The sequence below is a fragment of the Spiroplasma endosymbiont of Eupeodes luniger genome (assembly GCF_964019525.1).
Taxonomy (GTDB): Bacteria; Bacillota_I; Bacilli_A; order Mycoplasmatales; family Nriv7; genus Nriv7.
Window position 1 is genome coordinate 734,776 of the sequence record NZ_OZ026453.1, and the last position, 14,419, is coordinate 749,194.

A 14,419-nucleotide genomic window follows, 5' to 3' on the forward strand; every position below is an offset into this window, starting at 1 on the left:
TTTATTCAATTGGAAAATGTTTTAAAAAGTTGTTAATTACAATTTGCGGATTTTCATATGAATAAAGAATTTTATATAATAATGCAAACAAAGGGAGGTTTAACTTTAATTTTGACATTTGCTCATTAACTAACTTGCAAGTACCAAAACCTTCAACAGTTTTTTGTAATTTCTTAATAAAAGTTTCTGGATCATTAGTTTTTCCAATTTCATAACCAAATTGATAATTACGAGATTTCGGTGACATTGCTGTTAAAATTAAATCACCAATGCCGGCTGGCGTTAAAAATGTTTCTGTTTTTCCCCCCATTTTATTACTAAATTTAATTGCTTCATTTAAACCAATAGTAATAAAAGATGCAACAGTATTATCACTAGCATTTTGACCTTTTAACATTCCCGAAATAATCGCAACAACATTTTTTAAAGCACTAGCACATTCAACACCAATAAAATCATTAGTAATCGTCACCGAAAAATTTTCACTATTAAAATATTGCTGAACTTTTTTCGCATATAATAAATTCTCACTAACCGCTGTTACTTGTGTGGGAAATCTTTGAACAATTTCAATTGCAATACTAGGACCATATAATCCTGACAAATCTTCAATAATATCAGGATTTAAATTTTTGCGAATTGTTAACGATAACCTTTCACCAGTATTAGGTTCAAAACCTTTAGCAATATTAATAAAATGCACTGGATAAGTTACTAACTCATTAATTTGCTGACAAACACTAGGTAAAACCTGTGAAGGAACCGCAAAAACAATAACTTTAGCATCACATAAAGCTTGTTTTAAATCATTAGTCGCCACAATATTTTCATTTAAACGAATTTCTTGAAAATATTTACTATTTTGATGATTATTATTAATATCATCAACTTCACTTTTTTCAATGCCATACATTAATACTTCATTTTTATTATCTGCTAAAACTTGTGCCAAAGCACTAGCAAATGCACCAGTTCCTAAAATAATAATTTTTTGCATTCTTTTACCTTCCTTAAATATTTATTTTCTTTGACGAAAAATCAATCGTAAAGGAATTCCTTGAAAGTCAAAATATTCTCGTAACTGATTTTCCAAAAATCTTGCATATGAAAAATGTAAATGCTTCGGGTTATTAACAAATAAAACAAAAGTAATCGGTTGCTTACTTACTTGCGTAGCATAATATATCTTTAATCGTTCACCTTGAAAAATAGGTGGTTGATGTAATAATTGAGCCTTACTAAGAATTTCATTAACAACACTAGTTTGAATTCGTAAATTTTGTTTTTCTTGAATCTTATTAATATTTTGAAAAATCTTTCCGAGATGGACATTTTTTAATGCCGAAACAAAAATTACAAAAGCATAATGAAGATATTTAAAATGAACTTGAATTTCTTTACGAAAATCATCTAAGGTTTTTTTTGTTTTTTCCATTTCATCATATTTGTTAACAACAATAATTACTGGTTTATAACCCTCTTTCGCAATGGCACCAATTTTAGCATCTTGTTCTCTAATACCTTCTTTACCATCTAATACTAATAAAACAATATCACTTCGTTCCACAGCTTTTAAAGCCCGCAATACACTATACTTTTCTAAATTTGTTTGAACTTTTCCTCGTTTTCTAATTCCCGCCGTATCAATAACAACAAATTTTTGCCCATTTCTAACAAATGAACTATCAACCGCATCAGTTGTCGTGCCTGGAACATTAGAAACCACAACCCGCGATTCATTTAATAATGCGTTTGTTAAACTAGACTTACCAACATTCGGTCGGCCAATAATAGCCATTTTAGTTTCATTTTCAAGATCTGGTTTTATTTCTAAATTTAATTGATTTAAACTAAAAATAATTTTATCTAACAAATCACCAATTCCAATTCCATGCGTTGACGAAACAGCAATTGGTTCACCAAATCCTAATTGAATAAACTCATATAGTTCATTATTAACTTGTTGATTATCATATTTATTAACAACCAAAATAACCGGTTTATTAATTCCATAAAGAATTTTAGCAATTTGTTTTTCTTCATCTTGCAAGCGTTCTTGATAGTTAGTAGTAAAAATAATAACATCCGCTTGTTCAATCGCAATTTGTGCTTGTAACAAAATTTGTTCTTGTAATTCATCATTACCAAAACCAAGACCACCTGTGTCTACTAATCAAAATTCACGATTAAGTCATTGTGCCTTTTGATAAATCCGATCTCGCGTAACTCCTGCTGTATCATCAACAATTGATAAACGATTTTTAATTAAGCGATTAAATAATGTTGACTTACCAACATTAGGTCGCCCAACAATAGCGACAACTGCAGAATTTTTCATTTTATTTTTTCCTAACTATGCATTTGCAAAAGGCATTGATTTTTTTTAATTTCATAAGCCATTGTTGCAATTAAATCAACAATTTGATCTAATAATAAATTACTATTATCAATTTCAATCGCATCATTTGCTTTCTTTAAGGGACCAACTTTACGATCGGAATCTTGACGATCACGATCTTGTAAATTATTTTGAACACTAGACAACTCTAAAACTATTCCTTGTTGTCGTGCTTGTTCCACTCTTCTTTGTGCTCGTTTACTAACTGTTGCTGTTAAAAATACTTTTAATTGCGCAGTAGGCAAAACAACTGTCCCAATATCTCTGCCAGCAAGAATATAACCAAAACCTTGAACAATTGCTCTTTGACTTTTAACCATAAATGTTCTTACTGCTTTGATAGCACTAATAGGACTAACATACTCAACAACCTTTTTACTACTTAAATCATAAGAATTTTGTTTTACCCCATTCACATAAATATTGCCATTAGCATCATAACTAAATCTAATATTAGTCAACACATTAATAACTGCTCGATTATCATCAATATCAATTTTATTTACTAAACAATAAAGTGTTAAAGCCCGATACATTAAACCAGTGTCAATAAAAATATAATGTAACCGTTTAGCGACTAATTTAGCAGTTGTTGACTTACCACTTCCAGCTGGTCCATCAATAGCAATATTTATCTGTTTCATTTTTATTCCACCTCTAATAAATTATACATCTAATATAATGATATTATTGAATTAATAAAAGTAAAAGAACAATTAATAATGCGATAATCAAGATAATACTACCAATTATTAACAATACCAATCATTTAAAACTAATTTTTTGTTTTTTAAACATTGTTACTAACTGATTAAATTGCTCATCAGTAATTACTGCTGAATTGGATAATAATTCTACTAACGGTTTTTTACTAGGCATTAACGCCTCAGGATGCTTTTTTAAATCTTCTTGATAGATTTTAATTAATTGCTGGGCTAATTTCGTTTCTGAAGAAATTTTAGTTTGTAAATTTTTAACAGAATTTTCTAATGCTAAAACTATTTCCTGATATTTACTTTCACTAGTACCATTTAAATGCTGTCCAAACTTATGATGATAATTATGGTCTTGTAAAATTTGTTGTAAATTAACATTATCATTTAAATCACAATCATACTTACTACGAATATCGGTTAAATATTGATTAATTTCATATCTAACTTCAAAATTAATAAAATCTTTTGAATGGTCTTGATGTAGTTGTGGACTTAATAGTTCTCATTCTTGATTAATATTATCAAGAAATTCTTGAAAATATTCCTTATCAATATGACTAAAACGCGTAATATAATCTTTCAATAACTCTTCTTCTTGCAATAATGCTTGATCTAACTCAATCTCACGATTAATTTGCTCTCGTAAGAGCGAAAATCGTCCCATCCTTGTTTGTTCAATTTTCACTACTACCGCCTCATTTCTCTAATATAATTATAATAAAATATAATAACTTGCGTTAGCATTTTTTTCAATTAATGGTCAAGTTGCTGTTACGATTAAACTATAAACTAAAGCTTCCAAACAAAATTTTATTAAATTAAATGGTAAAAAAACTACAAATAATTGATTTCGTAAAGATGCCATCCCATATAATTCCAAAATAAAAGCTCAATTTAAAAAAGTCATTCAAAATGAATTAATGATAGCTGCTAAAAAATTACTAATAATTCAAACAATAATTGTTAAAAATTTACCAGAACTATTTTTTGTTCATCCACAAAATTGAATAATAAAAAATAATGGTATTTGGACAATTAAAAATATTGAATAAAATCCTCCTGTTGCTAACATTAACGCTAAATAAGCAATTGGACCACTAGTACTAGTAATTAGCATTAACATTCAAGGAATTAAAAATACTAAAAAATAAGTATAAATAATTCCTAAAAACGGAAAAGCAATAATAATAAAAACATCAATAAATTCTAATTTTAAGTAAGGCAAAAATAAGGGCGGAATAAATTTACTAATATAACCGACTAATAAACAAATAGCTAAAAAATTAGCAATTAAAACTAACTTTTTAATTGTTAATTGACTATCATTTTTAAATGTTACTCATAACAATCTTGCTGTCTTTCTCATTAATTTATTACTCCTTAATTAATTACCGTTATTTCAACATATTTATTGTATAATATTTTTACAAATAAAGAAAAGGAGAAAATTTATTAATGGAAAATAATATCGTTCCTGTAGTTATTGAAATTACTACTGGTAGTAGTAACAAATATGAATATAATTTTGAAACTAAAAGAATTATTTTAGATCGTGTTTTATATGGTGCTAATGTTTATCCTGCCGAATATGGTTGTATTGAAAATACTTTAGACTGAGATGGTGATCCGCTTGATGTTATTGCTTTAGCAACATATCCAACAATTGCTGGATGTCAAGCCAATGTTAGAATTCTTGGAGCCTTAGAAATGATTGATGGTGGTGAAATTGATACTAAGCTATTTGGTGTTTTAGCCGATGACCCTCATTTTAATCATCTTAAATCTTTAAAAGATGTCCCTGAACATACTTTAGCAAAAATTAAAAATTTCTTTATCCAATATAAACAATTACAAAAAAAAGCAGTTATTGTTAAAGAATGAAAAGATGAACAATGAGCTTTAAAAGAGTTAGCTCATTGTCGTGAACTATATACTAAATATAATGAACTTCTAATTAATGAAGGAAAAGAAAAATTACTAGAAAAATTTAAAGAAATACAAAAATAATCCGTAAGGATTATTTTTTTTCGCCATTATTTCTAATTGCTTAACTTCATCATTTAAATTTGTTTTAAACTTTCTCGATACAACTTTACAATATCATCAATATTTTTAATATTAGACTTCTTGCGATACCTTTTTTATTAAAATATTCTTATAAAATATAATTTATGAGGATATCAAAATATGAACAATAATAAATTTAATACTCTTAATGATAAAGAATGGTTAAGATTAACAGGAATAAAAAAATCCACTTTTATAAAATGTTAGATATTTTACAAGTAGCTGAAATAGAAAAATTTAAAAAGGTGGTAAAACTAATAAATTATCATTAGAAAATAGATTATTGATGACTTTATCATATTGACGAGAATATCAGACTTATTTTCATCTTGGTAAAAATTTCGGAATTAGTGAAGCTAATTGTTATCGGAATATCAAGTGAATTGAAGATATTTTAATTAAAAACTCTGATTTTCAACAACTTGCTGGTAAAAAAGCACTAATAAATGATTATTTTAATGATAAAACTATTATTATTGATGCTACCGAAACTCCAATCCAACGCCCAAAAAAAGACAAAAACAATCTTATTCTGGTAAAAAGAAAAAACACACCATTAAAACACAAGTAATTATCGAACAAGAAACCAGAAAAATTATTGCAACAAGTTTTTCACTTGGGAAAAAACATGATTATGCTTTATTTAAAGAATCAAAAATCCCAATTTTAAAAAATACCAAATTAATAGTTGATAGTGGTTATCAAGGAATACAAAAAATTCACAATAATGTTCTAATACCTACAAAGAAAACAAAGAAAAACCATTTAAATAAAGCACAAAAACAACATAATAGACTAGTTTCAAAAATGAGAATTATTATTGAAAATATTTTTGCTATTCTTAAAAAATTTAAAATTATGACAGAAAAATATCGTAATCGTAGAAAAAGATTTCGTTTAAGATTTAATTTAATTGCCTCAATTTATAATTTGCAATTATTAATTTAACATAAAAGATTTATTTAAAATTAAAGAATTTAAATAATAAATTCATTTTTTGTTGTGGCAAAATATTAATTTTTTAGATAAAAGACATAATTAATTAAAATTATATTTTTCTATTACTGTCTTTTTACAAATATTTGTAATTTTTTTAATAGGTTATGCAAGAAGTCTATTATAAACAGTTTCAATTGCTTGAGAAAATTTTATTAAAATTATTATCATTTCTTTTTGAACATTAATATTAGAATGATGAATTTTTCTATGACATTCAGGACACAATACAAATAAATTTATTTTAGAGTCTAAAGTTTTATCAAAATATTTTTGTATTATTGTGTTATAAGGAATTAAATGATGAACTTCAAAATACATATCACCTTTATAACTAATAAAAGTACTACTCTTCTTGCAAAATTGACAATATTTAACTTCTTGTAATTTTTCTTCAACAATAATTTTATTACGCACAGTTTTAGTAGTAATTATCTGCTTGTACCCTTTATCTTTACGAAAATCAGAAACCAAATCATCATGAATTTTATTAGAAAATACTACCTGATTTTTATCTTTATTAATAATAATATTTTCATCAAATAAGTTTTTTAGCACACTATCTAGATAATTTGAATTAAACAAAATATGCATACGATTTGTTTTATCTTGTTTTATATAAAAACCTTTTTTATATGCCTCCATTTTTAAAAACTAATAAATATACTAATTTTTTTATGTCAATATTATTTTAATTTAATTTTATAAAAAATATTAATAACAAAAATCATTATCAAATCTTAAAACAATCTAAAAATAATCCTTACGGATTATTTTTTTTTCGCCATTATTTCTAATTGATTAACTTCATCATTAGTTAATAACCGATAATGACCTTCACTAATACCACTAAGGGTTAATATTCCCACAGCAACGCGTTTTAATGCTAAAACTTTACAATTTATTGCTTTAATCATTTTCCGAATTTGTTGATTGTGACCATCTTGAATTGTTATTGCTAACATATAAAATTGTTGATTACTATTTACCTTTAATAATTTAACTTGTACTGCTTTAGCTAAAAAATCATCATCAATTAAAACACCATTTAATAAATTATTAATCATTGTGGAAGTAATTTTACCTTTAACCGTTACTTCATAAACTTTATTAATGCCGTGAGTTGGATGCATAATTAAATTAGCAAAATTACCATCATTAGTTAATAATAATAATCCACTAGTATAATAATCTAATCTGCCAATCGGATAAATCCGCACAGTAATATCTTGTAAATAATCAAAGACAGTTTTTCTTCCAAGGGGGTCATCCAAAGAAGTAATACAGCCAATTGGTTTATTAAAAGCTAAATAAATATTTTCTTGTTCTGCTCGTAATAATTGACCATTAACAGTAATTTTAGCATTTACTTCAACTTTAAATCCTAATTCCATAATAATTTGTTCATTAACTGCAACTTTGCCAGCTAAAATTAATTGTTCTGCTTTTCGTCGTGAACAATAACCACGCATGGCAATTATTTTTTGTAATCGTTCTTTTTTCATTATCATTATCCTTAATTAATAAACAAATTAGTATCTTCATCTTTATCAAAAAAAGATTCTGGTAATGGTGGTAATTTATCTAACGAAGATAAATTAAAATAATCTAAAAAATATTGACTCACACCATATAATATTGGTCGCCCCGGAGCATCACTTCTTCCAGATTCAACAATTAATTCTCGGGCTTTTAATTTAGCAACCATAAAATCACTGCTAACACCACGAATACTTTCAATTTCACTTTTCACTATTGGACCTTTATAAGCAATAATTGCTAGCGTTTCTAATGCAGCAGTTGATAATTTACTAGTTTGCTCAATAACTAATGATTCATAAATATTAAAATGTTCTTGTTTTGTCATAAACTTAAAAACATTATTATTATTCATTAATGCTATGCCTCGCGATTCATCCGCTTCTAACTGTTGTTGGAAAGTTATTAACATTTCATTAACAAGATTAAGACTAAGATTTAACTTTTTAGCAATTTTTTGATTACTAATGCCTTCTTCACCAGCAATAAAAAGTAATCCTTCCATTAAAGCATAATTATTCACTTTCTTCACTAAATTCACCTCGATATTTTAATGTTACGGGAGCAAACATATCTTCTTGTTTAATGTATATTTGCTGACTACGAACTAAATCCAAAATGGCGCTAAAACTAACAACAAGCAAATTATTTGTAATATTATCACTTTCAACAAAAATATCATAAAGATTATAACTTTTTTGGGGATTTTGTTTTAAAAAATTAAAAATTTCTAATGCCCGTTTTTGTAGTGATATTTGTTGTTTAGCCACGCGTGTTGTTATTGGCATATTTAATTGATACCTTTTATACACTTCTTGTAATTGAAAACTTAACTGCTCTAAGTTAAAATCTCAATTAGTTTCCTTCGCTAACGATGCATATTGTTGAGAATTAGAAACAATTGCTGGTCTCGTAAAAACTTGCTGACGAACAATTTCTTGTTCTTTAAAAAAACCAGTTGTTTCTTTAATAGTTTGATATTCTAATAATTTTTGAATTAATTCTTGACGATTATCGGCTTGATAATCACTATTATCTTCTTCTAAATTAGTCTGTTGTAATAATCGCCGTGATTTTAATTCTAAAAGATATGCTGCCATTGTTAAATATTCACTAGCAATATCTAAATTTAATGTTTCCATTTTATTTAAATAATCTAAATATTGCGTTGTAATCATACTAACATCAACAGTAAAGATATCAAGATTTTTTTCTTTAATTAAATGTAAAAGTAAATCTAATGGTCCTTGAAAATTATCAATTTTAATCAGATATTTACTCATATTTACTTATCCACCTTATCTAATTATCTTATTGCATTATTTCATAAATAATATTATTAATTAGCGGTAAAGATTGTTCAATTGTAAATAATTCTTTTGCCATTGCTTTAAACTCACTGACATTATTAATATTAGTATATAAAGTTAATACCGTTTCATTAACATTAACCTTTTCTTGGGTTTTTTTATTAATAAAAATTCCGGCCATATAATCAATTGATGAAGAATTTGTTTCTCTTCCTGCTCCTAAATGCATTGCTAAATTACCTAAACCATAACAGTTATGAAAATTAACAAATCCTGAAACTGATGCCTTAATTTCAATAACAAATTTAACAGCATCTTTTCAAACAAAATTAGTAACAAAATCAATATCACCAGATTGCTGTTTAATAAATTGTTTAAAAATATTCAATGGCACTAATGATTTTAGTTGCTCAATACATTTTTGTTTTGCTTCATCAAAATTACTACAAATTTCTGCTTGTAATAAACTAATTGCACTTAGAGACGTTACAAGTTCTAATAATGCTGAATCTTGATTTTTACCTTGTAAAAATTCATACGCTTCATAAACTTCACAAATGTTACCAATCATTCTTCCTAATGGTTGATTCATATCACTAATAATAACAGCAGTTTTAACTTTTAATTTTTGAGCAATTTGTAACATTAGTCTTGCTAATTTTTTAGCATCATTTAAATTACTCATAAAAGCACCATTACCGCACTTAACATCTAAAACAAGACCATCACTACCCATAGCAATTTTCTTAGCCATAATACTGGCTGCTATTAAAGGAATGGAATCAACAGTTCCCGTAGTATCTCTTAAAGCATAAATTTTCTTATCAGCCGGAGTAAAATCTTGCGTTTGACTAATAATAATCATTCCACATTCATTAATTACTTTTAAAAAATCATTTCATTGCAAATTAACATTAAAATTAGGAATCGCTTCTAACTTATCAATCGTTCCACCAGTTTGTTCTAATCCTCTTCCAGAAATTTTTGCTACCTTAATGCCAAAACTTGCTAACAAAGGAGCATAAAGTAAACTTATTTTATCACCAACACCACCTGTAGAATGTTTATCAGCTTTAAAACCACTAATTGATGATAAATCTAACGAATCACCAGAATTAATTAATGATTTTGTTAAATCAAATGTTTCTTGTTCATTTAAACCATTAAATCAAACAGTCATTAAAAAAGCACTCATTTGATAATCAGGAATATCACCCTTAGTAAAACTACTAATAATAAAATCAATTTCTTTTGTTGTTAATTGTTGATTTTCTTTTTTCTTATTAATTAAATCTAACATTCACATTATTTTTTTTCATCCTTATTTTTTAAATTAAAATTATTAATGACTTTTTGAATATTACTTTGTATATTTCTTGCTAAATTATCAGTAGTAATATTAATAAAATTAGCAGGGTCTAATGGTTTTTGAATCACAAGATAAATTTTTTTCTTTCCTTGAAATTTTTTATTAAAAACTTCATACGAATTAATAATAGCAACCGGAATAATTGGAACATATGCTTGATACGCAATTCTAAGTGCTGCTGGCTTAAATTCTTGTACTGTTGAACTATTACTTCTCGTTCCTTCTGGAAAAATAACCATTGTTCGTGGGACGCGAATTAACATCTTCGCATCACTAAAAACTTCTAATGCTTGCCTTGGATTATTACGATCTAAAAATAACACATCAATTAATTGCACAAAGCGTTTAAATATTTTATGTTCTTGTAATTCTTGCTTAGCAATGAATGCCAAGGGAGAAAATTTACTAAAATCATTAATTAAAAGTAATAATAAAGCATCAAAATTTGATTGATGATTGGCAATCATCACACATCCCTTATTATTAACTCAATTTTCTAATCCTTGGGGATAAACTTTAACATTATATAACCATACAAAATATCGTGCTCGCTTTTGCAATCATTTATAACGATATTCTTCTGATACTGAATTAGGATCACGAAGCACTTTCTTTGTCATTTTTTTTGCTTTTCTTAAAGTTTGTAGCAAATATGGCAATGTAATTATTACTCTTCATTTATTCATTAGTAACTTTCCTTTCATAAATTAATCCAACAAATTTATCATATTGTTTCTTACTAATTTCTTTAAATTGATGGAAATCAATTTCTGGAAAATAAGTATCGCCGCCATATGAATCATTAATAAGTGAAACAAATAATTTGCTGGCATAGGGGATTGCAATTTGATAAATCAAAGCACCTCCACAAACATATAAGTCATCACAACTATGCTCATATTGTTTTAAAATACCTTCTAAATCATTACTCACAGTTACATCAGGATGATTAAATTCATAATTAGGATTTCAACTAACAACAATAGTTTTTCTTTGTGATAAAGGTTTAACTTTTAAACTAGCAAAAGTTTTTCTTCCCATTAAAATTGTTTTTCCGATGGTAACTTCTTTAAAATATTGTAATTCTTGATTTAAACATCACGGCAATTTATTATCTTTACCAATAACACCATTCTTATCCATTGCTCATACCAAAATTACCATAATTAAACTGCCACTTGTCCTTTTATCGCCGGATACGATTCATAATCTAATAACAAAAAATCTTCATATTTAAAATCAAAAATTGAAGTTATTGAACGATTAATTATTAATTTGCCTAATTTTTTTGGAGTTCTTGTTAATTGTTCATTTATTTGTTCTAAATGATTAGTATAAATATGTGCATCACCAATTGTATGCACAAAATCACTAACTTCATACCCACAAACAGATGCTAGCATATAAGTTAATAAAGCATAACTAGCAATATTAAAAGGAACACCTAAAAATACATCAGCACTTCTTTGATATAACTGACAAGATAATTTATTGTCAGCACTAACATAAAATTGAAATAATGTATGACAAGGCGGTAATGCCATTTCTTCAATTTCCTCAGGATTTCAACTAGATAAAATATGTCTTCGTGAATGCGGATTATCTTTTAATTGCTTTTCTAAATTTTTTAATTGATCAATACCATTAAAATTTCGCCATTGTTTACCATAAACCGGACCTAAATCACCATATTTTTTAGCAAATTGCTCATCATTTTTAATTTTAGAAATAAAATCTTGTAATTCCTCACCTTTAAAATCAGGTGAATTTTGATATTTTTTATACGGTCACTCATTTCAAATATTAACATTATTTTGAACTAATGTTCTAATATTAGTATCACCTTTAATAAATCATAATAATTCATAAATAACAGCTTTTAAATAAACTTTTTTTGTGGTTAATAGCGGAAACCCTTTTTGTAAATCAAACCGCATTTGATAACCAAAAATACTAATTGTATCAATAAGGGTACGATTAGGTTTATTTTGACCTTTTTCTAATATCTGACGACATAAACTTAAATACTGCTCCATTGTTTCACCTCGCGATAATTTCTATTCTGTTTTTAATTTTAACATAAAATCTAATAACAAACTATTACGCTTAATAAAAAGTAAAAAGCTAAGGTAATTTCAAATTACCTTAGCTACTATGATTTCTTAGTTATAAAATTTTGTTTTTAACAATTACAGGGAAGTGAATTAATCGTCTAGATTTTCAACAAAAGTTTCATAATTCTTAATGTTATATTTTTGTTTAAATTCATCAAACACAGGATTTAATATACTTGCTAATGGGGAATTACTATATAAATTTTCTTGTTTTTTTGATTATTAAAATTTCCATTACTATCAAGCTGACCTTGATAAAGATTGCACCTATTTCTTTCGGCGGCCACTTGTTCTATTTCCCAATTAAGAGTCTCTTTCAAAGCACCAATTTCTAAATTAGACTTTGCTCCTTGTTCATTTTTTGCTTGTGAATTTAATGGTTTCATTGCTGGCTTTACAGACACCGGTGGCGCTTGGCGTTTAACTATCGTACATTGTTCGTTTTTGCCCATACAGTTATCTAATTCATCGGGCACAGCTCTTTGTCCTACCTTTGGTTCTGAAGGTAAACGATGATTATTTTCTCTTATTTGCATAAAGTCAATAAAACTATTAAAATTATAATTTTTAAATTGAAAATATATTCCATATTCATCATCAAATATAAAATGCATATAGTGTTCTTTAAGACTTTTAATAGCAACGGCTTCAAAATTATAATTTGTTAATTTTTGATACGCCACTTTAAACCCAACAATATCATTAAGTTTAGTTAACCGAATTAAGTTTTCAATTGATTGATTGGTAGCAGAATCAGTTTTAAAACGTTTATTAATTTGAGCACACAAAAGATTAATATAGGCATATTGTTTTACTTCTTGACAAGCATTGGTAACTTTCCATAATTGAAAATCTTTCATTTTTAATAAAACATCAAATTTAATATATTAGACTTCTTGCATAACCTATTAAAAAAATTACAAATATTTGTAAAAAGACAGTAATAGAAAAATATAATTTTAATTAATTATGTCTTTTATCTAAAAAATTAATATTTTGCCACAACAAAAAATGAATTTATTATTTAAATTCTTTAATTTTAAATAAATCTTTTATGTTAAATTAATAATTGCAAATTATAAATTGAGGCAATTAAATTAAATCTTAAACCAAATCTTTTTCTACGATTACGATATTTTTCTGTCATAATTTTAAATTTTTTAAGAATAGCAAAAATATTTTCAATAATAATTCTCATTTTTGAAACTAGTCTATTATGTTGTTTTTGTGCTTTATTTAAATGGTTTTTCTTTGTTTTCTTTGTAGGTATTAGAACATTATTGTGAATTTTTTGTATTCCTTGATAACCACTATCAACTATTAATTTGGTATTTTTTAAAATTGGGATTTTTGATTCTTTAAATAAAGCATAATCATGTTTTTCCCCAAGCGAAAAATTTGTTGCAATAATTTTTCTGGTTTCTTGTTCGATAATTACTTGTGTTTTAATGGTGTGTTTTTTTCTTTTTACCAGAATAAGATTGTTTTTGTCTTTTTTTGGGCGTTGGATTGGAGTTTCGGTAGCATCAATAATAATAGTTTTATCATTAAAATAATCATTTATTAGTGCTTTTTTACCAGCAAGTTGTTGAAAATCAGAGTTTTTAATTAAAATATCTTCAATTCACTTGATATTCCGATAACAATTAGCTTCACTAATTCCGAAATTTTTACCAAGATGAAAATAAGTCTGATATTCTCGTCAATATGATAAAGTCATCAATAATCTATTTTCTAGTGATAATTTATTAGTTTTACCACCTTTTTTAAATTTTTCTATTTCAGCTACTTGTAAAATATCTAACATTTTATTAAAAGTGGATTTTTTTATTCCTGTTAATCTTAACCATTCTTTATCATTAAGAGTATTAAATTTATTATTGTTCATATTTTGATATCCTCATAAATTA

At 26.2% G+C, this 14,419-nt stretch carries 18 protein-coding genes; 3 read left to right on the forward strand and 15 right to left on the reverse strand.

From position 1 onward, the window contains the following. Position 1: 1 nt before the first annotated feature. The 5 genes from AACK86_RS04335 to AACK86_RS04355 are packed head-to-tail and all read right to left on the reverse strand — an operon-like array spanning position 2 to position 4,480. Positions 2–997, reverse strand: coding sequence for an NAD(P)H-dependent glycerol-3-phosphate dehydrogenase (locus tag AACK86_RS04335; protein WP_338981564.1), 996 nt, complete (start codon positions 995–997; stop codon positions 2–4). Positions 998–1,018: 21 nt separating this feature from the next. Beyond that, complete coding sequence (gene der / locus AACK86_RS04340; protein WP_338981565.1) at positions 1,019–2,338, reverse strand: ribosome biogenesis GTPase Der; 1,320 nt, start codon at positions 2,336–2,338, stop codon at positions 1,019–1,021. Positions 2,339–2,349: 11 nt separating this feature from the next. Then, positions 2,350–3,042, reverse strand: coding sequence for a (d)CMP kinase (gene cmk / locus AACK86_RS04345; protein ID WP_338981567.1), 693 nt, complete (start codon positions 3,040–3,042; stop codon positions 2,350–2,352). A 43-nt stretch (positions 3,043–3,085) separates the two neighbouring features. Beyond that, complete coding sequence (locus AACK86_RS04350; protein ID WP_338981570.1) at positions 3,086–3,799, reverse strand: hypothetical protein; 714 nt, start codon at positions 3,797–3,799, stop codon at positions 3,086–3,088. 27 nt (positions 3,800–3,826) lie between these two features. Beyond that, positions 3,827–4,480, reverse strand: a complete 654-nt coding sequence (locus AACK86_RS04355; RefSeq protein ID WP_338981572.1) for a hypothetical protein — start codon at positions 4,478–4,480, stop codon at positions 3,827–3,829. Positions 4,481–4,569: 89 nt separating this feature from the next. Between AACK86_RS04355 and AACK86_RS04360 the strand changes: the two genes are divergently transcribed. From AACK86_RS04360 to AACK86_RS07750, 3 genes are all read left to right on the forward strand, one after another. After that, positions 4,570–5,121 (forward strand): inorganic diphosphatase, encoded by a 552-nt coding sequence (locus AACK86_RS04360; protein ID WP_338981574.1) that lies wholly within the window; start codon positions 4,570–4,572, stop codon positions 5,119–5,121. A 346-nt stretch (positions 5,122–5,467) separates the two neighbouring features. Continuing rightward, on the forward strand, positions 5,468–5,752 hold the full coding sequence (locus AACK86_RS07745; protein ID WP_338982246.1) for a transposase family protein: 285 nt from the start codon (positions 5,468–5,470) through the stop codon (positions 5,750–5,752). After that, a complete protein-coding gene (locus AACK86_RS07750; RefSeq protein WP_422398371.1) occupies positions 5,737–6,129 on the forward strand; it encodes a transposase in 393 nt (130 codons plus the stop codon). Before AACK86_RS07745 ends, AACK86_RS07750 begins: the two co-directional genes overlap by 16 nt. A gap of 153 nt (positions 6,130–6,282) precedes the next feature. Here AACK86_RS07750 and AACK86_RS04370 read toward each other — a convergent pair whose 3' ends face one another. The 10 genes from AACK86_RS04370 to AACK86_RS04415 all read right to left on the reverse strand — a co-directional run bounded on the left by AACK86_RS04370 (position 6,283) and on the right by AACK86_RS04415 (position 14,397). Next, positions 6,283–6,822 (reverse strand): HNH endonuclease signature motif containing protein, encoded by a 540-nt coding sequence (locus AACK86_RS04370; protein ID WP_338981576.1) that lies wholly within the window; start codon positions 6,820–6,822, stop codon positions 6,283–6,285. Between the two features lie 125 nt (positions 6,823–6,947). Next, positions 6,948–7,682 carry a pseudouridine synthase gene (locus AACK86_RS04375; RefSeq protein ID WP_338981578.1) on the reverse strand — a complete coding sequence of 245 codons (735 nt, stop codon included), beginning with the start codon at positions 7,680–7,682 and terminating at the stop codon, positions 6,948–6,950. An 11-nt stretch (positions 7,683–7,693) separates the two neighbouring features. Further along, positions 7,694–8,248 (reverse strand): SMC-Scp complex subunit ScpB, encoded by a 555-nt coding sequence (gene scpB, locus AACK86_RS04380; protein WP_338981580.1) that lies wholly within the window; start codon positions 8,246–8,248, stop codon positions 7,694–7,696. After that, positions 8,232–8,999 (reverse strand): segregation and condensation protein A, encoded by a 768-nt coding sequence (locus tag AACK86_RS04385; protein WP_338981582.1) that lies wholly within the window; start codon positions 8,997–8,999, stop codon positions 8,232–8,234. The genes scpB and AACK86_RS04385 overlap by 17 nt, the downstream gene beginning before the upstream one ends. A 28-nt stretch (positions 9,000–9,027) precedes the next feature. Then, complete coding sequence (locus AACK86_RS04390; RefSeq protein WP_338981584.1) at positions 9,028–10,332, reverse strand: thymidine phosphorylase; 1,305 nt, start codon at positions 10,330–10,332, stop codon at positions 9,028–9,030. Then, a complete protein-coding gene (locus AACK86_RS04395) occupies positions 10,332–11,081 on the reverse strand; it encodes a lysophospholipid acyltransferase family protein (protein WP_338981586.1) in 750 nt (249 codons plus the stop codon). The genes AACK86_RS04390 and AACK86_RS04395 overlap by 1 nt, the downstream gene beginning before the upstream one ends. Continuing rightward, entirely contained in the window at positions 11,074–11,559 is a 486-nt protein-coding gene (locus AACK86_RS04400; RefSeq protein WP_338981588.1) for a dihydrofolate reductase, read from the reverse strand. The genes AACK86_RS04395 and AACK86_RS04400 overlap by 8 nt, the downstream gene beginning before the upstream one ends. A 2-nt stretch (positions 11,560–11,561) precedes the next feature. Continuing rightward, on the reverse strand, positions 11,562–12,431 hold the full coding sequence (gene thyA, locus AACK86_RS04405) for a thymidylate synthase (protein ID WP_338981590.1): 870 nt from the start codon (positions 12,429–12,431) through the stop codon (positions 11,562–11,564). A 257-nt stretch (positions 12,432–12,688) separates the two neighbouring features. Beyond that, positions 12,689–13,369: a hypothetical protein gene (locus AACK86_RS04410; protein ID WP_338981592.1), complete on the reverse strand. Its 681-nt coding sequence runs from the start codon at positions 13,367–13,369 to the stop codon at positions 12,689–12,691. Between the two features lie 197 nt (positions 13,370–13,566). Continuing rightward, complete coding sequence (locus AACK86_RS04415; protein WP_338981594.1) at positions 13,567–14,397, reverse strand: IS5 family transposase; 831 nt, start codon at positions 14,395–14,397, stop codon at positions 13,567–13,569. Between the last annotated feature and the right edge of the window lie 22 nt (positions 14,398–14,419).